Here is a 22370-nt window from a genome sequence, read left to right as displayed (position 1 = left end):
CGCCCCGACCCGCGCCGACGCCCGTGGCCCCCGCCCCGCACCGCATGGTGGACGCCACCGGCGCACCGCGGGCAGACTGATCATGTCCGGGAACCCGTCCACCTACCGAAACGACTAACCGACGTGACGACCTCCACCGCAACCGCCCGGTGGCCCATCGTGCGCCCCTGGCTGGGCACCCTGGTCCGGCTCGGCCTCGCCACCGTGTGGCTGGTCGCGGGCGGCACCAAGGTCGGCGACCTGGCCGGCTCCGGCCGCGCCGTCAACGCCTACCGCATACTTCCCTACGAGGCGGCGACCGTTCTCGGCGCCGCGCTGCCGTTCATCGAACTCGCCCTCGGCGTACTGCTGGTCCTCGGCCTGGCCACCCGACTGGCCGCCGGGGTGGCCGCCGGCCTGCTCGTCGTCTTCATCGCCGGAATCACCTCGGCCTGGGCACGCGGCCTGTCCATCGACTGCGGCTGCTTCGGCAGCGGCGGGCAGCTCGGCGCCGGCGAGAGCCCGGCGTACGGCACGGAGATCCTGCGGGATCTCGGCTTCCTGATACTCGCCGGTTTCCTGCTGACCTGGCCGCGCACGCGGGTGTCGGTGGACGGCTTCATCGCACAGGACCCGACCGAAGAGGAGACCGATGAGCAGTCGTAAGGGCCAGAAGAGCTCGGCGCGGATGGTCCGCGAACAGCTCGCCCGGGAGCAGCGCCGCCGGCGCACCCTGTGGACCTCGGTGACCGCGGTGGCGGTGCTGCTGATCGCCGGGCTGATCGGCTGGGGCGTGTGGTCCAGCCAGCGGCCCGTCGACACCACGGCGCCGCCCGACACGGTCGCCGACGGTACGGCCGTCGCGATCGGCTCCGGGCCGGTGACCCTGGACATCTACGAGGACTTCCAGTGCCCGGTCTGCAAGCAGTTCGAGGAGCAGTCCGGCGCCACCGTCGACCAGTTGGTGGCCGACAACAAGGTGAAGGTGCTGTACCACCCGATCGCCATCCTGGACCGGTACTCCTCCACCAACTACTCCACCCGGTCCGCGGCGGCGGCCGGCTGCTCGGTGCCCACCGGGAAGTACCGGGACTTCGCCAAGGCGCTGTTCGCCCAGCAGCCGCCCGAGGGTGGCGACGGGTTGACCAACGACCAGCTCGTCGACATCGGCACCCAGGCCGGCATCTCCGACGGTGACTTCGCCGACTGCGTCCGCAGCCAGAAGTACAAGGGCTGGACGCAGAAGGTCACCGACGCCGCCACCAAGTCCGGCGTGACCGGAACCCCGACCGTGCTGGTGAACGGCAAGAAGGTCGACACGCCGACCCCGGAGAACATCACGGCCGCGGTGGACGAGGCCGCGAAGTAGAAGTAGGAGTGTGGTGGGGGCCGGGTTCAACCACGGCCCCCACCGCCACCACCCGGTGCTTCGGCGGTACGGGGAGCGCCGCCCGGCGCGGCGAACACCGCCCGGTGCGTCAGCGGCGGGTGCCGAGCTGGGCGGCGGCCAGTCGCGGGTCGAAGCCGTACGGCAGTTCCAGCCGGTGCCGGCGCAGCAGGTCCGCGTCCGCCAGCACGTCCGCCGTCGTACCGTCCGCCACGATCCGGCCGGCGTCCAGCACCACCGAGCGGTCGCAGAGCTCCAGCGCGTACGGCAGGTCGTGGGTGACCATCAGCAGCGTCACCGGCAGCCCCCGCAGGATCTCGGCCAGCTCCCGCCGGGCCGCCGGGTCGAGGTTGGACGAGGGCTCGTCCAGTACGAGGATCTCCGGCCGCATGGCCAGCACGGTGGCCACGGCGACCCGGCGCCGCTGCCCGAACGACAGATGGTGCGGCGCCCGGTCGCGGTGTTCCCGCATGCCGACCGCGGCCAGGGCCTCGTCGACCCGGGCGGCCAGTTCCGGCCCGCGCAGCCCGAGGTTGGCCGGGCCGAACGCGACGTCCTCGGCGACGGTCGGCAGGAAGAGCTGGTCGTCCGGGTCCTGAAAGACGATGCCGACCCGGCGGCGGACCTCGGCGAGGGTGTCCCGGCCGCGGTCGACCGCGAGCCCGCCCACCGTCACCGTCCCGGCGGCCGGGGTGAGGATGCCGTTCAGGTGCAGCACCAGCGTGGTCTTGCCGGCCCCGTTCGGGCCGAGCAGGGCGACCCGGTCGCCCCGGGGCACCGTCAGGTCCACGCCGTGCAGCGCGACGTGGCCGTCCGGGTAGGCGTACCGGACGCCCCGGACGTCCAGCGAGGCGGGAGTCTGCACGTCATCGATCATGGCACTCCGCCGGGCACGACAGCACCGGGCCGGTCACGACAACACCGGCCGGTCACGACAGCACCAGCGCGGCCGCCGCGATGCCGGCGGCCAGCACCGGTACAGCGGCCCCGATCGCCCATTCGGCGGCGCTGGCGGCCCCCGCCGTACGCCAGACCGGCGGCATCCGGCCGGTGTAGCCGCGGGAGACCATCGCCAGGTACACCCGCTCGCCCCGCTCGAAGGCCCGCAGGAACAGCGCGCCGACCCCGGCGGCGAACCCCCGCAGCTGCCACAGGAAGCGCGGGTCGTCGCCCCGGGAGATCCGGGCCACCCGCATCCGCCGGGCCTCGCCGACCAGCACGTCCAGGTAGCGCAGCATGAACGTGGCGATCTGGGTGAGGATCTGCGGGCAGCGCAGCCGGTCCAGGCCGAGGATCAGGTCCCGCATGGTGGTGGTGCCGGCCAGCAGCAGCGAGGCCAGCACCCCGAGGGTGCCCTTGGCCACGATGTTCCAACCGCCGTACAGGCCGTCCACCGACAGCGACAGGCCCAGCCAGTCGACCCGCTCCCCCGGCCCAGGAACGGCAGCGCCACCGCGAACAGCACGAACGGCAGCTCGATGAGCGAGCGGGTGAGCAGCCAGCGGGCCGGCACCCGGGCCAGCGCGGCGACCACGGCGACCAGGACCGCGTAGCCGCCGAAGGCCCAGAAGGCGGGCCGGGGGGTGGCGACCACCGCGAGGGTGAACGCCACCATGGCCACGATCTTGACCTCCGGCGGCAGCCGGTGCACCGGCGAGGCGTGGTCCAGGTACAGCGCGTGCCCGTGCCCGGCGCCCACCGCCGCCTAGCCCTCGGCCGGTGCGGCCGGCGCGGCCGGCGCCATCGCGTCCGCCGCCCGACCGGACCCGGACCCGGGGTCGGACCCGGCGCCCGACCCGGTGCCGGTGCCGGTGTCCCGGCCGGCGCCGCCGCGGCGGCGGACCAGCCAGAACACGCCGCCGCCGATGGCGAAGGTGATCAGCACGCCGATCACCCCGGACAGCCCGGTGGACAGGTACGGGTTGTCGATGCCCCGGATGCCGTAGTCGGCCAGCGGGCCGGCCAGCTCGTTGTCCTTGGCCTGCTGGGCCGGGCAGCTGCCGCCGGTGATGTTGTCGTCGGCGTCGACCGTGCAGCCCTTGCGCAGCGACGCGTCCAGCCCGTCCGGGTGCGGGGAGGCGAAGTTGCTCACCACGCCGGCCAGCAGCAGCGCGACCAGCAGTCCGCCGCCGAGGAACGCCCACAGCCGCTTGCTCATCGGGTACCTCCGTTGCTCGGGACCGGCTCGGCGCCGGCGGGCATGCTCGGGTCGGCCCGGCGCAGGCCGCGCAGCGCGTACACCAGGTCGGGTCGCACCCGGGCCACGGTGACCACGGTGGTCGCGGTGATCAGGCCCTCGCCGATCCCGATCAGCAGGTGGGCGCCGCCCATGGTGGCGGCCAGCCCGCCCAGCCCGCTGCCCAGGTCGGTGGTCCCGCCCAGCCAGTACTCCAGGACGAAGCCCTGGGAGGCGACCACGACGCTGGCCACCGAGGCCACGAAGGCGGTGACCGCGAGGCCGGTGGGGGTCCGCGGCAGGGTACGCAGCAGCAGGGCGATCAGCAGGTACGCCGCCGCGGTGCCGACGATCGCCATGTTGGTGATGTTGAGGCCGAGCATCGCGACCCCGCCGTCGCCGAACACCAGCGCCTGCACGATCAGCACGACCGCCACGCAGAGCGCGCCCACCCAGGGTCCCACCAGCATCGCCGCGAGCGCGCCGCCGAGCAGGTGACCGCTCACCGCGCCGGTGAAGATCGGGAAGTTGAGCATCTGCACCGCGAAGATGAAGGCCGCCACCAGCCCGGCCATCGGGGCCAGCCGGTCGTCCAGGTCCCGGCGGCCGCGCAGCACGCACAGGGTGAGCACGGCCAGCGCGAACGCCGCGAAGACCGCGGCCACGGGACCGTTGATGATCCCGTTCGAGATGTGCATCGCGACGGTTGTCACACGTCCTCCCCTACCGCACCGGGGGCCGTCCGTCGGCGGTCGCCGTCGCACCACTCCGATGCTGTTGCCAGTATTTTGCAACAAGCCCGTCCGCGGCCGCCACTCCACCCCGACCAGGCCCGTGACGCCGGCGGTCAGGTCCGCGGTGCCGCCGGCCGGCGACCGGCCGCCGGCGATAGGGTCTGCGGCATGACCGAGCCGATCCGCCTCTCCCCCGGCGACCCCGCGCCGGATTTCACCCTGCCCACCGACGACGGCGGGCGGCTCGCCCTGGCCGACCTGCGCGGTCGCCGGGTCGTGCTGTACGCCTACCCCGCGGCCATGACGCCCGGCTGCACCAAGCAGGCGTGCGACTTCCGCGACTCGCTCGCCTCGCTCCAGGCGGCCGGCTACGAGGTGGTCGGCATCTCACCGGACAAACCGGCCAAGCTGGCGAAGTTCCGCGACCGGGACGCGCTGACCTTCCCGCTGGTCAGCGACGAGGACAAGGCCGTGCTGACGGCGTACGGGGCGTACGGGCAGAAGCAGTCCTACGGCCGGACGGTGACCGGGGTGATCCGCTCGACCTTCGTGATCGACCCGGCGGGCCGGATCGAGCGGGCGATGTACAACGTCAAGGCCACCGGGCACGTCGCGAAGCTGCGCCGGGATCTCGGCCTGGACTGACCCGCGCCGGGGACCCGGAGGCGCGCTGCCCGGGAGTGCGTTTCCGGGTCGCCTGATACCGCCGACCGGCTCATTGTGGACGGTTGCGGACGGATCCGCCGACCGTCCCGGCAGGCGTTGCCGCTGTTCAGCCACGCCTGGAGCCAGATACTCGACACACCGCTGCCGACCGTGCCCAGGGTCCGCCACGATGCCCGTACGTCGCGGCCGGACCGGTTCGGTCCACTGCCGCCGGAGAAACGGAGGCAGGCATGACCGGCCCGGTGCAGCAATCCCACAACCGCCCGAACGAGGACATCCGGCGGCTGCACGTGGCGCTGCTGCGGATCGTCGGCGAGGTGGCCACCGACGAGTTGGTCGACGCCCGGTACGGCCCGACCACCCGCCGCGGCGTCGCCGAACTCCAGCGCGCGTACGGCCTGCCGGTGACCGGGACGGTCGACGGCGCGACCCGGGACGCCGTGCAGGTCGTGCTGGCCGAGCCGGCCACCCGGTTCACGGTGGTGGGCCGGGTCTGTTGGGCGGACGGGCAGCCGGCGCCGCAGTTGCGGGTCGACGCCTTCGACCGCGACCTGCGCAGCGCCGAGCAGCTCGGCGAGGCGATCACCGGGGACGACGGGACCTACCGGGTCGACTACTCGCGGGACCGGTTCGCCCGGTTCGAGAAGCGATCGGCGGACCTGTTCGTCCGGGTCCTCGCCGGGAACCGGACGCTGTTCGACCCGCCGCTGAGCGCGGTGCTGTTCAACGCCCCCGAGCTGGCCGTGCTGAACGTGGAGCTCTCCGGCGGCGGCGAGCGGGAGCGCAGCGAGTACGAGCGGATCCTCGCCGCGGTGGTGCCGCTGCTCGGCGAGGTGCCGCCGGCGGACCTGCGGCAGGACGACGAGATCCAGGATGTCACCTTCCTGGCCGGCGAGACCGGGCTGCCGGCCACCGCGCTGGCGCACTTCGGCGTGGCGCAGAAGCTGGCCGCCGCGTACCGGCTGTCGGCCGTGTTCGGGTACGCGCTGTTCGCCGAGCGGACGTTGCTGACCGCGAGCCCGACCGGGGCGGCGCTGGCGCGGTTCGACGTCGACCTGAACACCGAGCTGCGACCGCTGTACTACGACATCGCCCTGCTCGCGCCGGAGACCGTCCGGGACGCCGTCACGGCCGCGGTGGCGCACCGGTACGTCCCCGAGGACCTGCTCGGCGAGCTGGACCGGATCCTGGAGAAGCTGGCCCGGGTCCGCCCCGAGGCCGAGGCGTACGTCGCCGAGGAACGGCCGAAGGTGCTGTACGAGCGGGTCGAGCGGTTCCTCGTCGACGGTGCCCACGACCGGGTCCGGGACATCCTCTCGGTCGACGCCTCGGGCGACCTGCCGGGGCTGATCGGCCGGTTGGCCGAGGCCGGCGTGTTCCCGGACCGGGCCGCGGCCGAGGCGGCCGGCGCCTCGGGCGTGCTGGCCGACGTGCTCGGCTACCACGACACGATCATCGACCGGATCCGCGCGCACGAGGGGATCGAGCGGCCGGCGGACGTGCGCCGGCTGGCCCGGCTGGCCCCCGCGGACTGGCGGCGGGTGCTCGGCGAGACCACGGCGGACCTGCGGGTGGCCGGCCAGCCGCTGCGGGCGGAACTGGTCGACCTGCACGCCGGGGCGCTGGCCCGCCGGCTGGAGCGGCGCTACCCCACCACGGCGTTCACCGCCCAGCTCGAACGCGCGGCCGGCGACACCGGAGCGGCCCGCGGCACCGGAGCGGCCCGCGGCACCGGAGCGGCCCGCGGCGACATTCCCGGCGCGGCACCGGCCGGCGACACCGGCGCCCGAGCGGCGTTCGGCGCGCACCGCGACGCCGTGCTGGACCTGCTCACCGCCCACCCCGACTTCGACCTGGCCACCGGCAACGTGCAGCGGCTGCTGCGGGACCAGCCGCCGCACGTGCGGGCCGGCGGGCCGACGATCAAGGCGACCCAGCGGATCTTCAAGCTGGCCCCGACGTACCGGCAGACCACCGCGCTGCTGGCCGCGGGCGTGCCGTCCGCGGCCCGGATCCACGCCCTCGGCGAGCCGCGGTTCGTGGCCACCGCCACCGGCACCGGCACGTTCACCGCCGAACAGGCCCGGTCGGTCTACCGCGCGGCCGTCGACGTGCACCTGGCCAGCGGGCTGCTGGCCGGGGAGTTGCAGGCCGCGGCCCGGTCGCTGCCGGTCCGGGCGCTGGGCGGCAGCGGCAGCGGCAGCAGCGGCAGCGGCAGCGGCAGCGGCAGCAGCAGCAGCAGCAGCAGTGGTGCCGGCGGTGGCGGCGGTGGCGGCGGCGCCCTCAGCGCCCTGGCGCCGGTGACCGCGGACTTTCCGAACCTGGCCAGCCTGTTCCGGCTCGCCGACTCGTGCTACTGCGAGCCGTGCCGCAGCGTGCACAGCGCCGCGGCGTACCTGGTGGACGTGCTGCAGTTCCTGGGCAACCGGCTGGTCACCGACGCGGACACCCCGGGTCCGGCCACCAAGGTGGCCCGGGACGTGCTGTACGCCCGCCGGCCGGACCTCGGCGACCTGGATCTGAACTGCGAGAACACCGACCTGCCGGTGCCGTACCTGGATCTGGTGTGCGAGCTGCTGGAGGAGGCCGTGGCGCCCGAGGTGGGGGCGGCGTTCCCCGGCCCGGTCAGCGCCGGCGCGCACCCGGTGGAGGCGCCCTCGGCCGCGCTGCTGGCCCTGTTGCAGGGCCAGGGCTGGGCGTTCACCGACCGGTCCCTGGTGTACGAGCCGGACCTGACCGGCGCCCGGGTGGTCCGCGACGCCGGGGTGGTGGCCAAGCTGAGCCCGGACGGCACCGGCTGGCGGGTCCGCCGGCTGCGCCAGAGCACCGGCACCGCCGCCGAACTGGCCGCCGCGCCGCAGTACGTGAACGCCGCCGCGTACGCCACGCTGGCCGCCAGCCGGTACGCGTTCGCGCTCCCGTTCGACCTGGCGCACGAGGAGACCCGGGCGTACTTCGGCCAGTTCGGGATCCCGCGGGCGGAGCTGATGCGGGCACTGCGCGTGCCGGCCGGACCGTCCCCGGCGGCGATCGCCGCCGAGGAACTGGGGCTCAGCGCCGCGCAGCGGCAGCTCGTGGTGACCCCCGACGCCGCCGGACAGGCGGGAATCTGGAACACGGCCCCGCTCGGCCCGCTGGGCGGGATCGCCCGGGTGGACAACTTCCTGCACCGGTCCGGGCTGGACTACCGGGCGCTTACCGAACTGCTCGCGCTGCCCTGGGTGAACCCCGGGGACGCGATGTTCGTCAAGCACCTGGACACCGGCTGCGACCTGAGCCGGAAACGGATCGAGCAGCTCACCGACCCGCGGCTGGACCGGCTGCACCGGTTCCTGCGGCTGCTGCGCGCCCCCGGCTGCGCGGCCTGGACACCGGCGCTGCTGGACCGGGCGATCCGGGCCGACGCGCTGGGCGGCGGCACCCTGGACGACGACCTGCTGATCGCGCTGACCGGGCTGCACCGGCTGGCCACCCGGCTGGGACTGCCGCTGGGCCGGGTGGTCGACCTGTTCGCCCCGCTGGACGAGGCGCGCCACCGCGAGCTGTTCGGCAACGCCGGCAACGGGCCGCCTGACCCGGCGTTCGCCCCGGAAGCCGTGCTGGCCAGCGAGCTGGCCGAGCAGGGCACCCCGGGCTCCGGCGAGCCGCTGTCGGCGCACGAGGCGTACCTGGCCACCTGCCTGGGCGCCACGGCGCCGGACACCGCGCTGCTGGTGGCCGCCCTGCCGGGTCCGGCGATCGTCAGCTTCGCCAACCTGCACGCGGTGTACGCCGCTACCGTGCTGGCCCGCGCGCTCGGGCTCACCGCGGCCGAGTACCTGATCATGACGGGGTTGACCGGGACCGACCCGCTGGCCGGCCCGGCCGCCGCGCTGTCCTTCGTGGACCGGTTCGACGCGGCCCGGGTCGGCTCCGGGATCCGGCCGGCGGACCTGCGCTACCTGCTGCGGCACGAGGCCGACGACCTGGCCGCCCGGGACCTGCCCGAGGCGGCGCTCACCGCCGTGCTCACCGGGTTGCAGGCCGGCTACCAGGCCGGCTACGCGGCCACCCGGCCGGCGGTGGATCCGGCCGCACCGGCGCAGGAGAACCTGCCCGGGATGCGGGCGCTGCTGGCCGCCGTACCCGGGGTCACCGAGGCCGACCTGGCGGCGTTCGCCGCCATGGTGGACGGCGGCTGGACCGGGACGCTCGTCGAGGCCCGCCAGCTCGTCGACGACCGGCTCGCGGCGCTGCTGGACACCACCGCGATCAAGGCCGCGGTGGTGGCCGACCCCACCCCGGCGCAGCAGACCGCGCTGCTGCTGGCGATCACCGGCGCGCTCTGGGAGCAGGCGTACGCGGCCGGCAAGCGGGACCTGGCGGTCGGCGCGGTCGCCGACACGTTCGGCCTCTCGGCGCAGGCCGCCGCCACGGTGCTGGCCGGCGCGGCGCTGCCCGGCGCGCCGCCGACCCGGCCGCTGCTGGCGGTGCTCACCGACGACGCGCTGGTGGACCAGGTCAACGACCCGCCGGCGCCGCCCGCGGTGACCCCGGCCGCCTTCGACGAGCAGTACCGGGCGCTGCGCCTGCTGCACGTGCTGGCCCGGCTGGTCGAACAGCTGCGGCTGACCGACACCGACCTCGACTGGCTGCTGGCCAACGCCGGGCCGCTGGGCTGGCTCGCCCCCGACGCGCTGCCGTACCAGACCGGCGAGCCGCCCGCGTCGCTGGAGAGCTGGATCGCGCTGGCCGGCGGGGTCGAGCTGGCCCGCGCGTACCCGCCGGTGGCCAACCCGCTGGACGCCGCCGCGCCGTGGACCGCGTACGGCCTGTTCGACCTGGTCCTGGCCGGCGGCAGCACGGCCGGGCAGGTGCACGGCCACCTGGCCCGGCTCGGCGGCTGGGACGAGGCCGTGCTCGCCGACCTGGACACCCACCTGGGGCTCTCGGCGGTCGACCTGAGCGCGTACCGGGCGCCGGCCACGGTCGGCCGGCTGGCCGGCGCGCTCACCCTGCTGCGCCGGCTCGGCCTGCCGGTGGCCGCGGCCGTGCCGCTGGCGCAGCCGGTCACCACGGCCGCCGAGGCGGCCACCATGCGGCAGGCGCTCAAGGCGCGCTACGCCGAGGCCGAGTGGTTCGGGGTGCTCCAGGGGGTGCAGGACCGGCTGCGCGGCGCCAAGCGGGACGCGCTGGTGGCGTACCTACTGGCCGACAACCCGGCGCTGCGGGACAGCACCGACCTGTACGACCACTTCCTCATCGACGTCGAGATGGGCGCCTGCATGGTGACGTCCCGGATCGTGCAGGCGCACGCCACCGTGCAGCTGTTCGTGCAGCGCTGCCTGCTGGGTCTGGAGCCGGACAGCGTCGCGGCGGTCACCGAGGACCCGGCCTGGGAACAGTGGAACTGGATGGCCAACTACCGGGTGTGGGAGGCCAACCGGAAGATCTTCCTGTATCCGGAGAACTGGATCCTGCCGGAGCTGCGCGACGACCGGTCGGAGCTGTTCATCGAGCTGGACGACCAGTTGCAGCAGGACGAGCTGACCGACCTGGCGGTGGAGAACGCCACCATCGCGTACCTGGAGAAGCTGGACGACCTGGCGCACCTGGACGTGATGGCCTGCTACTACCAGCACGACCGGCACGTCATGCACGTCTTCGCGCGCACCCGCGGCGGCGACCCGGCGGTCTACTACCACCGGCAGTTCGAGCAGGAACGGTCCTGGACGCCGTGGACCCGGGTGCCGCTGGACATCGCCGGCGACCACCTGCTCGCCTTCGACCGCAACAGCCGGCTCACCCTGGCCTGGCCGGTGTTCACCGAGGAGGTGGACACCGCCGCCACCGCGACGGTGCCGGACCCGGACGGCATCCCGCCGGGCGGCACCGAGACCGACCGGCCGCGCCGGCGGTGGCGGATCCAGCTGGCCATCGGCGAACGGGCGCAGGGCCGCTGGCAGCCCAAGAAGATCTCCAAGGAGGCGCTGTACCACCCGGCCAGCGGCTACTGGGAGGACCTGCCCGCGGTCGAGGAGTTCAACTGCTTCGCCTACGCGGCCGGCGGCGCCGGCCAGGCGATCAGCCTGGTCACCGGGGGCGCGTTCGTCGGGTCGTTCGCGCTGACCGGATGCCGCGGCTACCCCGAGCCGGTGCCCGGCGGCGGCTCCGGCGGCGTGCTGCTGTCGCCGGTGTTCCGGGAGACCGAACTGCTGGCCGAACGGTTCACCGAACGGGTCCCCGGGAACTGAACGACCTGGCCATCGGCACGGCGCTGCACGGCGCCTACCAGACGCTTGTGGCGCAGACCCCGGGCCGGTTCCGGGTGACGTACCCGATGCAGATGTCGCTGCTGGACTGGATCGTGCTGCTGCTCGGGCTCTGGGCCGGCGGCGGCGAGGCGTCCCGGGCCACCCACCAGCGCCGCCCCACGCTGCCGCTGGGCACCCTGATGCCGTACTTCTACGGCGACTACGACCGCGGGTACGTCATCATCCCCGGCTTCCACGACCGGGAGGCGCGGGATCCGGACACGCGGACCGGGAAGACCTACAGCGACGTGGACCAGTTCGTCCGGGACGTGCTCGCGCTGCTGGTCAAGTACCTTCAGGTGTACGTCGAGGACCCCGCGCACGACCTGGCCGCGGCGGTGCAGGCGCTCACCGAGGACCCGGAGTACCACCGGCTGACCGCCGAGTTCGACGTCTACCGGACGCTGTCCTACGGGGTGCGGTTCGCGAACTTCTACCACCCGCTGCTGTGCTTCCTGCGGGCCACCGCGTACCGGGCGGGCGTGCCGGCGCTGCTGAGCCGGACCACCCAGCTGACCAACACCGGCTTCGACTTCGCCGCCACCTACCAGCCCGATCCGGTGGTGGTCGGGCCGTACCCGGTGGAGGACCTCGACTTCGCCGCCGACGGCGCGTACGCCGGCTACAACTGGGAGCTGTTCTACCACCTGCCGTTCGACATCGCGCTGCGGCTCAACCGGGACCAGCGGTTCGAGGAGGCGCGGAACTGGTTCCACCACATCTTCAACCCGGTGGGCACCGCCGACGGCGCGAGCGCACCGCAGAAGTACTGGGTGACCAAGCCGTTCTTCCAGACCACCGTGCCCGAACTGGTCCAGCAGCGGATCGGCGACATCCTCACGGCGATCGCCGCGGACCCGTCCGGGGCCAGCATCACCGACCTGAAGTTCGCGGTGCAGCAGTGGCGGACCAAGCCGTTCAACCCGCACGTGGTGGCCCGCAGCCGGCCGGTGGCCTACCAGCTCGCCGTGGTGGTCAACTACATCAGGAACCTCGTCGACTGGGGCGACCAGCTGTTCCGGCAGTTCACCCGGGAGTCCGTCACCCAGGCGACCGGGCTCTACATCCTGGCCGACAAGCTGCTCGGGCCCAAGCCGAGCGTGGTGCCGCCGCTGGTCGCCCCCGCCCCGGAGACCGTCAACCAGCTCCAGGCCAAGGTCGACCTGTTCGGCAACGCGCTGCTGGACCTGGAGAACCTGATCCCCGACCTGAACCTGCTGCCGCACGGCGGCGCCGAGCTGCCCAGCCCGCTCAGCTACTCCGCGCTGTACTTCTGCATCCCGCCCAACGAGGAGATGCTGCGGCTGTGGGACCTGGTGGGCGACCGGCTGTTCAAGATCCGCAACTGCCAGAACATCGACGGGGTGCAGAGCCTGCTCGCGCTCTTCGCCCCGCCCATCGACCCGGGGGCGCTGGTCCGGGCCGCCGCGGCCGGCATGTCGGTGTCGGCGTTCCTGGCCGGGCTCGGCGCGCCGCTGCCCAACTACCGGTTCCGGGTGCTGGCCCAGCGGGCCACCGAACTCGTCGGGTACGCCGGTGAGCTGGGCGACCGGCTGCTCGCGGCGCTGGAGAAGCGGGACGCCGAGGCGCTGGCCCGGCTGCGCGCCGGGCACGAGATCTCGCTGCTGGACGCCGTACGCCAGGTCAAGCTCGCCGCCATCGCCGAGGCCGAGGGGAACATCGCGGCGCTGGAACTGAGCCGCAAGGTGATCGAGGAACGGCAGAGCTACTACTCCGGCCGGGACTACATGAACGCCTGGGAGATCACCGCCACCGCGCTGTCCGGCGTCTCGCTGGTCGGCGAGGCGGCGATCGCGGTCGGCTACATCCTCTCCGGCGGGCTCAAGCTGATCCCCGACTTCACCGCCGGCGGGGCCGGCTTCGGCGGCTCCCCCACGGTCACCCTCACCATCGGCGGCGACAAGGCCGGCGCGGCGGCCGACTCCGCGGTGATGACCCTGGAGGCCATCGCCCGCGCCCTGGACAAGGCCGCCGGGATGGCCGCCACCCAGGGCGGCTACCGCCGCCGGATGGACGACTGGGACCACCAGGCCGCGCTGGCCGGCCTCGAACTGACCCAGCTCGACCAGCAGATCACCACCGGCAAGCTGCACCTGGACATGCTCCGGCAGGAACTGGCGGCGCACGACCGGGAGACGCAGAACGCCCACGCCACCGAGGAGTACCTGCGCGGCAAGTACACGAACACCGAGCTGTACCAGTGGATGGTGGACCGGACCAGCTCCGTCTACTTCGGGGCGTACCAGCTCGCGTTCGACACCGCAAAGAAGGCCGAACGGTGCTTCGGGCACGAGTTGGGCACCGACGCCACGTTCCTGCAACCCGGCTACTGGGACAGCCTGCGCAAGGGGCTGACCGTGGCCGAGACGCTGCGGCACGACATCAAGCGGATGGAGGCCGCGTACCTGGACCGCAACGCCCGGGAACGCGAGCTGACCCGGCACGTGTCGCTGGCCCAGCTCGACCCGGCGGCGCTGGCCGAGCTGCGGGCCACCGGCAGTTGCCTGGTCACCGTGCCCGAGGCGCTGTTCGACCTGGACCACCCGGGGCACTACTTCCGGCGGCTGCGCACGGTCGGCCTGTCCATCCCGTGCGTGGCCGGGCCGTACACGCCAGTCACCGCGAAGCTCTCGCTGGTCGCCAACCGGTACCGGACCAGCACCGCGGCCCGGCAGGGCGCCACCACGGCCCGGGACCGGTACGCCGAGGTGCCCGGCGACGACCGGTTCGCGTACAACATCGGCGGCATCGAGTCGATCGCCACCAGCACCGGGCTGGCCGACGGCGGGATGTTCGAGCTGAACTTCGCCGACGAGCGTTACCTGCCGTTCGAGGGCAAGGGCGCGATCGGCACCTGGCGGCTGGAACTGCCCGCCACGGTCCGGCAGTTCGACTACGACACCATCAGCGACGTCGTGCTGCACCTGCGCTACACCGCCCGCGACGGCGGCTCGACGCTGCGCGGCCTGGTCGAGGAGTCGCTGCGGGAACTGCTCAACGAGCTGGTCACGGTGGCCGGCCAGAGCGGCCTGTTCCAGGCGTACAGCCTGCGGCACGCCTTCCCCGACCAGTGGTGGCAGCTGCACCAGCAGCAGAGCACCCAGCTCACCGTCGACGCCGAGCACCTGCCGTACCTGGCCCGCGACCAGCAGCCGGTGGTGGAGCAGGCCACCTGGTACGCGCGGCTGGACGGCGACCCGGCGACGTACCAGATCACGGTGGACGGCACCCCGGTGGCGCTGAACCGGGACGCCGACCTGCACCAGTGCGTCGGCTCGGGCGACCCGCTGGTGCTCGGCACCCCGCTCACGCTGGCCGCCGACCCGGACGGGCTGACCGACCTGGTGCTGCTGCTGCGCTACCGGCTCGACGGCTGAGGAGGACGGCGTGGGCACCAGCTACCCGATCGGCGACGGCGGGCGGGGGGTCGGCCGGCCGTGGCGCGGCTCCGGCGACCCGACCGGGATCGCGTCCGGCGCCGGGGGACGGCACGGTGGCGCGCCCGGCGCCGGGGCGGGACACGGCGGCCCGGACGGCGCCGGGGCACGCGCGGGCGGGGGCGCGGCCGCCGGACCCGGCCTCGGCGGGCCGGCGCTGAGCCTGCCCACCGGCGGCGGGGCGATCCGGGCCATCGGCGAGAGCTTCGCCGCGCACCCGGTCACCGGCACCGGCGGCATGTCGGTGCCGATCCCGCTCAGCGGCGGCCGGTCCGGGTTCCACCCGGACCTGACGCTCAGCTACGACTCCGGCGGCGGCAACGGCCCGTTCGGGCTGGGCTGGCAGCTATCGCTGCCGGCGATCAGCCGGCGCACCGACCGCGGCCTGCCCCGCTACGACGACACCGACACGTTCCTGCTGTCCGGCGAGGACGACCTGGTGCCGGTGCCCGGCGGCACCCCGGTGGCCGGGCACACCGTGCAGCGGTACCGGCCGCGTACCGAGGGTGCGTTCGCCCGGATCGAGCGGTGGACCCGGGACTCCGACGGCGACGTGCACTGGCGCACCCTGTCCGGGTCGAACCTGCTGGCCGTGTACGGCCGGGACGGATCCTCGCGGATCGCCCGGGACGGCCGGGTGCACAGCTGGCTGCTCTGCGAGACCCGGGACGACCGGGGCAACGCGATCGTCTACACGTACAAGGCCGAGGACGCGGGCGGGGTGGACCTGGACCGGCCACACGAACGGCACCGGAGCGAGCGGGACGCCAACCGCTACCTCAAGTCGGTGCGGTACGGCAACGCCGTACCGCTGCTGGACGGCGCCGGGCGGCGGCCGGTCGACCTGAGCCCCGCCCAGATGGCCGGGGCCGGCTGGCTGTTCGAGGTGGTGCTCGACTACGGCGAGCACGACCCGGACGACCCGCGGCCCGGCGACGCCGGGGACTGGGCCTGCCGGCCCGACCCGTTCTCCAGCCACCGGTCCGGGTTCGAGGTGCGCACCTACCGGCTGTGCCGGCGGATCCTCATGTTCCACCACTTCCCGGACGAGCCGGCGGTGGGCGCCGACCGGCTGGTGCGGGCCGTCGAGCTGGAGTACGCGGCCGGCCCCACCCTGAGCACCCTGGTCGGGGTGGCCCAGCGGGGCTGGGCGCCCGCACCGGACGGCGGCACCACCAGCGCGGCGCTGCCCCCGGTGACCTTCGAGTACAGCCCCGCGACCATCGCGCCGAGCGCCCGGGACCTGCACCGGGACGGCCCGGCCGACCCGCCGGCCGGGATGGGCGGGCCGGACGAGCGCTGGGTGGACCTGGACGGCGAGGGCATCGCCGGGCTGCTGAGCGGGACCCCCGGCGCGCTGTACTACCGCAACAACCTGGGTGCCGGCCGGCTCGGCCCGGTCCGGACGCTGCCCAGCGTGCCGTCGCTGACCAACCTGGCCGGCGGGGACCAGCAGTTGGCCGACCTGACCGGCGACGGCCGGGTGGAGCTGATCCAGCTCGGCGCGGAACCGGCCGGCTTCGTCCGGCGCACCGACGACGGCGGCTGGAGCGACTTCCAGCCGTTCCGCGAACTGCCGGTGATCGACTGGGCGAGCCCCGACCTGCTGCTGCTGGATCTCACCGGGGACGGCCGGGCCGACCTGCTGATGGCCGGCGACACCGTGCTGAGCTGGCACGAGTCGCTGGCCGAGGAGGGCTACGGCGCGGCCCGGCCGCTGCTGTGGCCGGCGGACGAGGACCGCGGGCCGCGGCTGGTGCGCTCCGACGACCGGCAGAGCGTCTTCCTCGCCGACATGTCCGGCGACGGGCTCACCGACCTGGTCCGGGTCCGCGACGGCGAGGTCTGCTACTGGCCCAACCGGGGCTACGGCCGGTTCGCCGCCAAGGTCGAGATGGACGACGCGCCGTGGTTCGCCGAACCGGACGCCTTCGACCCGGCCCGCGTGCTGCTGGCCGATGTGGACGGCACCGGCCCGGCGGACCTGTGCTACCTGGGTCCGGACGCCGTCCGGCTCTGGTACAACCGGTCCGGCAACGGCTGGTCGGCGCCGGTGACCCTGCCCGACCTGCCGCACCTGGCCGCCGGCGCCACGGTGACCGTCACCGACCTGCTGGGCACCGGCACCGCCTGCCTGGTCTGGTCCTCGCCGCTGCCCGGCGACGCCGCCGCGCCGCTGCGCTACCTCGACCTGGCCGCCGACGGCAAGCCGCACCTGCTCACCCGGGTGGTGAACAACCTGGGCGGCGAGACCACCGTGCGGTACGCCCCGTCCACCGCGTTCCACCTGGCCGACCGGCTCGCCGGCCGGCCCTGGGCCACCCGGCTGCCGTTCCCGGTGCAGGTCGTCGAGCGGGTCGAGCAGACCGACCGGGTGGCCGGCACCCGGCTGGTCAGCAGCTACCGCTACCACCACGGGCACTTCGACGGCGTCGAGCGGGAGTTCACCGGCTTCGGGATGGTCGAGCAGACCGACGGCGAGTCGTTCGTCGACCACGTGCTCGGCGTGCAGGCCATCGGCGGCACCCAGGACACCGACCCCGAACTGTTCCAGCCGCCGGTCACCACGAAGACCTGGTACCACACCGGCGCCCCGGTGGACCTGGCCGCGCAGTGGTACGGCGGGCGGCACCTGCCCGACCCGGAGCTGCCCACCGGGATCGGCGCGGCCGAGTTCCGCGCGGCGCACCGGGCGCTGCGCGGCCTGCCGCTGCGCCAGGAGGTGTACTCCTACGACGGCAGCCCCGAGCAGGACCACCCGTACGGGGTGGTGGAGCAGACGTACCACGTGGACCGGCTGGACCCGGGGGTGTTCCTGGCCGTCGAGCGGGAGGCGGTCACGCTCTCCTACGACCGGCGCCCGGCCGACCCGCGGATCGGCCACCGGCTGAACCTGGTGCTCGGCCCGCACGGCACCGTGCTGGCCGCCGCCGCCGTCGTGTACGGCCGCGCCGGCACCGACCCGGACCTGCCGGCCGAGGTCGCCGACGAGCAGCGCCGCACCCACGTCACGTACGGCGAGCAGCGGTACACCGCCGACGTGGACGTGACGCTGCCGGTCCCGGCGTACCGGATCCGCGCCGCCCACGAGTCGCTGACCCACGAACTCACCGGGCTCGCCCCGGCCGGCGCGCTGTTCACCCGCGCGGAACTGACCGGCGGCTTCGACACGGCCGCGCCGATCGGCTACGAGGTGCCGGCCGACGGGGTCAGCCGGCAGCGCCGGCTGCTGTCCCACGCCCAGGTGCGGTTCCGCTCCGACGCGCTGGCGCCGCTGCCGGCCGGGCAGTGGGACACCCTCGGGCTGGCGCACCAGACGTACCAGCTCGCGTTCACCCCCGACACGCTGGCCGCCGGCTACGGGACCGCGGTGACCGGCGGCGAGCTGGCCGCGGCCGGGTACGTGCGACTCGACGGCGGCCCGGACTGGTGGATCCCCTCGGGCGAGCTGCGCTATCCGGCCGACCCGGCCGCGCACTTCTACCTGTCCACCGGCGCCCGGGACGCGCTGGGCCTGGAGACCACCGTCACCTTCGACCGGTACCACCTGCTCACCGAGCGGGTCGCGGTCGAGCAGGCCGGCTGGTCGGTCAGCACCGCCGTCAACGACTACCGGGTGCTGGGCGCCACCCGGGTCACCGACCCGAACGGGCAGCGCCGCGCGGTGCGCTACGACGAACTGGGCCGGGTGGTGGCCTCGGCGCTGCTCGGCCGGGCCGGCGCCGGGGACGCAGACACCCTCGACGACCCGACCCTGACCTTCGAGTACGACCCGTTCGCCTGGACCCGGGACGGGACGCCCGCGTACAGCCGGGTCCGGCACCGGGAGCGGCACGGCGCGGGCAATCCGCGCTGGCTGGAAAGCTACGAGTACAGCTCCGGCACCGGCGGGCTGGCGTTGACCAAGTCCCGGGTGCACCCGGGCCGGGCGTTGACCGTGGACGCGGACGGCGCCGCGGTCGAGGTGGACGCCGACCCGCGCTGGCTGGGCACCGGCCGCACGGTGCTGAACAACCGGGGCAACCCGGTGAAGCGGTACCAGCCGTACTTCAGCACCACCGGCGGGTACGAGGACGCCGCGGCGCTGCGCGAGATCGGCGTGACCGCCGTGCGCTACTACGACCCGCTGGGCCGGGCGGTGCGGACCCGCTATCCGGACGGCACGCTCGGCCGGGTCGAGACGACCGCGTGGGCGCACCGGATGTTCGACGCCAACGACACGGTGCGCGACAGCCAGTGGTACGTCGAGCGCGGCAGCCCCGATCCGCTGGCCGACCCGCAGCCGACCGACCCGGACGTGCGGGCCGCGTGGCTGGCCGCCGCGCACGCCGACACCCCGGCGGTGGTGCACTTCGACAGCCTGGGCCGGGCCGTCTACTCGGTCGTGGACGCCGGCGGCGGCCAGCGCTTCGGCACCCACACCGGCGGCGACCTGACCGGCCGGTTCGCCGACGGGTACGACGCGCTGGGCCGGCACATCGCCAGTTCCTTCACCGGGCCGCACGGTGCCGGGCTGCGCTCGTGGAGCGCCGAGAAGGGCACCCGGTGGGTGTTCCAGGACGCCCTCGGCGGGGTGCGGCGGATCTGGGACGAGCACGGCCGGGCGTTCCGGATCGACTACGACGTGCTGCACCGCTGCACCGGGCAGTACGTGAGCGAGTCCGGCGGCCCGGAACGCTGCCTGCAGTACGTCGTGTTCGGCGACCGCCATCCGGACGCCGCCGCGCTGGGCCTGCACGGCGTGCCGCACCTGGTGTTCGACCAGGCCGGCCGGGTCCAGGTGCCGGAGGTGGACTTCAAGGGCAATCCGCTGCGCGCGCAACGGGTGCTGGCGCTCGACCTGGACGGCCCGGACTGGTCGCCGGTGGCCGCCGCCGCGGACTACCCGGCGCTGCTGGCCGCCGCCGCGCCGCTGCTGGCCGACGAGGTCTTCACCACGGCCTCCAGCTACGACGCGCTGAACCGGCCGACCCTGGTCACCCTGCCCGACGGCACGCAGCTGCGCCCGACGTACCTGGAGGGTGGGCTGCTGGGCCGGCTCACGGCCCGGCTGCGCGGCCAGGGGGCCGAGGTGGAGTTCCTGGCCGAGCAGGACTACGACGCGCTGGGCCGGCGGCGCTTCGCCCGGCACGGCAACGGGCTGGTCACCGAGTACTTCTACGATCCGCGCACGTTCCGGCTGGAGCGGCTGGTCACCGCGGGCGTGCGGGACCTGCGCTACACCTACGACGCGGTGGGCAACGTGACCCGGGTGGCGCAGCCGGGTGCGCCGGCGTTCTTCGGCAACGCGGCGGTGCCGGCCGCCAGCGACTACGCCTACGACCCGCTGTACCAGCTCGTCCGGGCCACCGGGCGGGAACTGGCCGGGGCGCCCAACGACGCCGTCCGCGACCACACCGACGTGCCGCCGGCCGCCAGCCCCACCGACCCGGGCGCGGTGCGCGGCTACACGCAGGAGTACGAGTACGACCCGCTGGGGAACATCACCGTGCTGCGGCACCGGTTCCGCACCCAGGCCGGGGTGGGCGCCGGCTGGACCCGGCACTACCGGTACGCGTACCAGGACGACCCGCTGGACGCCACGAACCGGCTGGCCGGCACCAGCCTGCCCGGCGACCCCGACACCGGGCCGTACTCGGCGGCGTACCCGCACGACGCGCTCGGCAACATCGTCGCGATGCCGCACCTGGCGGCGCTGGAGTGGAACGCCCAGGACCAGCTCCGCCGGGTCGACCTCGGCGGCGGCGGCGAGGCCCGGATGGTGTACGCCGCCGGCGGCCAGCGGCTGCGCAAGGTGGTGGACCGGCCGGGCAGCATCCAACTCGAATGGATCTTCCTGGGTGCGGTCACCGTGTTCCGCCGACGCAACCGGACCACCGGCGCCCTCCAGCTCGAACGGTGGAGCACCACGATCGCCGACGACGCCGGGCCGGTGGCCCAGGTGGACGTCAAGACCGCCGACCCGGCGGGTCTCGACCCGGCCAACCCGCTGGACGTGCCGCTGATCCGCTACCAGCTCACCAACCACCTCGGCTCGGCGACCATGCAGACCGACGCGGCCGGGGCGGTCATCTCCTACGAGGAGTACCACCCGTACGGCACCACCGGGTACCGGTACGGCCGGCCGGGCACCGACCTGAGCCTCAAGCGGTACCGGTTCGCCGGGCACGAGATGGACGAGGAGACCGGCTTCTACTACGCCGGTGCCCGCTACTACCTGCCGTGGTTGGGCCGGTGGGCCAGCAGCGACCCGGGCGGCTTCGCCGACGGCGGCAACCTGTACCGGTACTGCCGGAACAACCCGGTGGGGCTGGCCGACCCGGCCGGGCTGCGGCCGGCCACGGTCCAGCTGCCGGAGACGCACACCATCTCCATCCAGGAGCCGCACTTCACCGGCGCCGAGCACCCGACGGTCGAGGACTTCCGGCGGTACATGGCCGGCCACGACGCGACCCTGGATCCGCGGATCAACAACACCAACTCGGTCATCTACTACCAGCCCAACGTCACGCTCAACATCGAGATGGGCGGCTGGTCCGAACATCCGGGCGGCACCTGGGTGCTGCACGCCGTGCTGCCGCCGCCGGCACCGCCGAAACCGAAACCGAAGCCCCCGCCGCCGCCACCCGCGCCGCCACCGGCGCAGCCGCCACCGCCGGATCCGACCCCGCCACCGGAGCCGCCGCCCACCCCGCCACCGCCGGCCGCACCGCCGACCGGCGACGCGGGTGGCTCCGGCGCGGCCTCCGGCGGCTCCGGCGATTCCGACGGGAAGGCACCGGCCGCGCCGGGGGCCACCGGCGGCGCGGCGGCGCACACGGCGCCGGCCGCCGAGCGGTTCATCTGGAAGTACCGGTTCGCGGGGCCGCGCGGCACGTACCGCGGCAAGATCCTGGAGTGGATGTACGGCGTGCCGTGGCGCAGCAACACCAAGAATTGGGACGTCGAGACCGGCAGCACCGTCAAGCAGGTCAAGACGACCGACGTGCACGGCAAGGCCGGGAACATCGCCCGGTCGGCGACCCGGGACGCCGATGCGGCGATCAAGGCCAACCCGACCGAAACGATGAGCGGGAAGCGACCGCAGGCGGTCATCATCACCGAGACCGACGCACCGGCCGCCGTGGGCAACGCGGTCCGCACCGCCACCACGCCCGGCGGCGGGCGGAAGATCCCGGCCGGGGCGCAGGCTCCGGAACACGTACGCGGGCTGCCCGGCCGGGTCGGCATGGTCGGCAAGGGACTGAGCGTGGGCGGATTCGCGCTCTCGGCGTACGCACTGTGGGGCGACTACGAGCGCGGCGACTGGGAGATGGGCGTCGGCGACGTACTCGGCACGGTCGGTGGCGGCCTGGAGCTGTACGCCATCGCGGTGCCCGGCGCCACGGTGGTCGGGGTGAGCGCGATGACCGCCGGCCTGGTGATCGGCGGCCTGGGGCTGGCCGCGGTCTCCTACGTGAGCATGCAACGCGCCGCCGAGGTCGGCGACACACCGGGGGTGGTGGCCGGCGCGGTCGGCATCGGTGCCGGGCTGGCCATCGCGGCCGGGGCGATCGGGATCGCGGCCGGCAGCGTGGTGGTCGCCCCGGTGGTGCTCGCGGTGGGCATCGTCGCCGCGATCGGGGTGGGCATCTTCCACGCCGGCCGCTACTTCGACTGGTGGTGAGGAGCTGTTCT

9 protein-coding genes and 1 pseudogene are annotated in these 22370 nt (G+C 74.3%); 6 read left to right on the top strand and 4 right to left on the bottom strand.

The features are described from left to right. Positions 1-123: 123 nt before the first annotated feature. Positions 124-645 carry a MauE/DoxX family redox-associated membrane protein gene (locus CIK06_RS06250; protein ID WP_095564023.1) on the top strand — a complete coding sequence of 174 codons (522 nt, stop codon included), beginning with the start codon at positions 124-126 and terminating at the stop codon, positions 643-645. Then, entirely contained in the window at positions 632-1348 is a 717-nt protein-coding gene (locus CIK06_RS06245) for a thioredoxin domain-containing protein (protein WP_095564022.1), read from the top strand. Before CIK06_RS06250 ends, CIK06_RS06245 begins: the two co-directional genes overlap by 14 nt. A gap of 109 nt (positions 1349-1457) precedes the next feature. On the opposite strand, the gene CIK06_RS06240 is transcribed toward CIK06_RS06245, so the two are convergent. From CIK06_RS06240 to CIK06_RS06225, 4 genes and pseudogenes are all read right to left on the bottom strand, one after another. Beyond that, complete coding sequence (locus tag CIK06_RS06240; protein WP_095564021.1) at positions 1458-2243, bottom strand: energy-coupling factor ABC transporter ATP-binding protein; 786 nt, start codon at positions 2241-2243, stop codon at positions 1458-1460. Positions 2244-2295: 52 nt separating this feature from the next. Next, a pseudogene (gene cbiQ, locus CIK06_RS06235) lies at positions 2296-3065 on the bottom strand (cobalt ECF transporter T component CbiQ). A gap of 6 nt (positions 3066-3071) precedes the next feature. After that, positions 3072-3524 carry a PDGLE domain-containing protein gene (locus CIK06_RS06230; protein ID WP_095564020.1) on the bottom strand — a complete coding sequence of 151 codons (453 nt, stop codon included), beginning with the start codon at positions 3522-3524 and terminating at the stop codon, positions 3072-3074. Next, positions 3521-4255, bottom strand: a complete 735-nt coding sequence (locus CIK06_RS06225) for an energy-coupling factor ABC transporter permease (RefSeq protein ID WP_198348121.1) — start codon at positions 4253-4255, stop codon at positions 3521-3523. Before CIK06_RS06225 ends, CIK06_RS06230 begins: the two co-directional genes overlap by 4 nt. 189 nt (positions 4256-4444) lie before the next feature. Here CIK06_RS06225 and bcp point away from each other — a divergent pair, with 189 nt between their 5' ends. The 4 genes from bcp to CIK06_RS06205 all read left to right on the top strand — a co-directional run bounded on the left by bcp (position 4445) and on the right by CIK06_RS06205 (position 22359). After that, complete coding sequence (gene bcp, locus CIK06_RS06220; protein WP_095564019.1) at positions 4445-4921, top strand: thioredoxin-dependent thiol peroxidase; 477 nt, start codon at positions 4445-4447, stop codon at positions 4919-4921. Between the two features lie 251 nt (positions 4922-5172). Next, complete coding sequence (locus tag CIK06_RS06215; RefSeq protein ID WP_095564018.1) at positions 5173-11175, top strand: neuraminidase-like domain-containing protein; 6003 nt, start codon at positions 5173-5175, stop codon at positions 11173-11175. A 47-nt stretch (positions 11176-11222) separates the two neighbouring features. Then, on the top strand, positions 11223-14633 hold the full coding sequence (locus CIK06_RS06210; RefSeq protein WP_095564017.1) for a hypothetical protein: 3411 nt from the start codon (positions 11223-11225) through the stop codon (positions 14631-14633). 10 nt (positions 14634-14643) lie between these two features. Beyond that, positions 14644-22359, top strand: a complete 7716-nt coding sequence (locus CIK06_RS06205) for a SpvB/TcaC N-terminal domain-containing protein (RefSeq protein WP_095564016.1) — start codon at positions 14644-14646, stop codon at positions 22357-22359. The last annotated feature ends 11 nt before the right edge of the window (positions 22360-22370 follow it).

The organism is Plantactinospora sp. KBS50 (assembly GCF_002285795.1).
Taxonomy (GTDB): Bacteria; Actinomycetota; Actinomycetes; order Mycobacteriales; family Micromonosporaceae; genus KBS50.
The sequence above is the reverse complement of the archived record's forward strand: the minus strand, read 5'-3'. Positions and strand labels throughout refer to the sequence as shown.

Bases quoted from the DNA above. Each gene is read 5' to 3' on its own strand.
- bcp (WP_095564019.1), top strand. From the start codon at position 4,445: ATGACCGAGCCGATCCGCCTCTCCCCCGGCGACCCCGCGCCGGATTTC.
- CIK06_RS06245 (WP_095564022.1), top strand. From the start codon at position 632: ATGAGCAGTCGTAAGGGCCAGAAGAGCTCGGCGCGGATGGTCCGCGAA.
- CIK06_RS06230 (WP_095564020.1), bottom strand. From the start codon at position 3,524: ATGAGCAAGCGGCTGTGGGCGTTCCTCGGCGGCGGACTGCTGGTCGCG.
- CIK06_RS06215 (WP_095564018.1), top strand. From the start codon at position 5,173: ATGACCGGCCCGGTGCAGCAATCCCACAACCGCCCGAACGAGGACATC.
- CIK06_RS06240 (WP_095564021.1), bottom strand. From the start codon at position 2,243: ATGATCGATGACGTGCAGACTCCCGCCTCGCTGGACGTCCGGGGCGTC.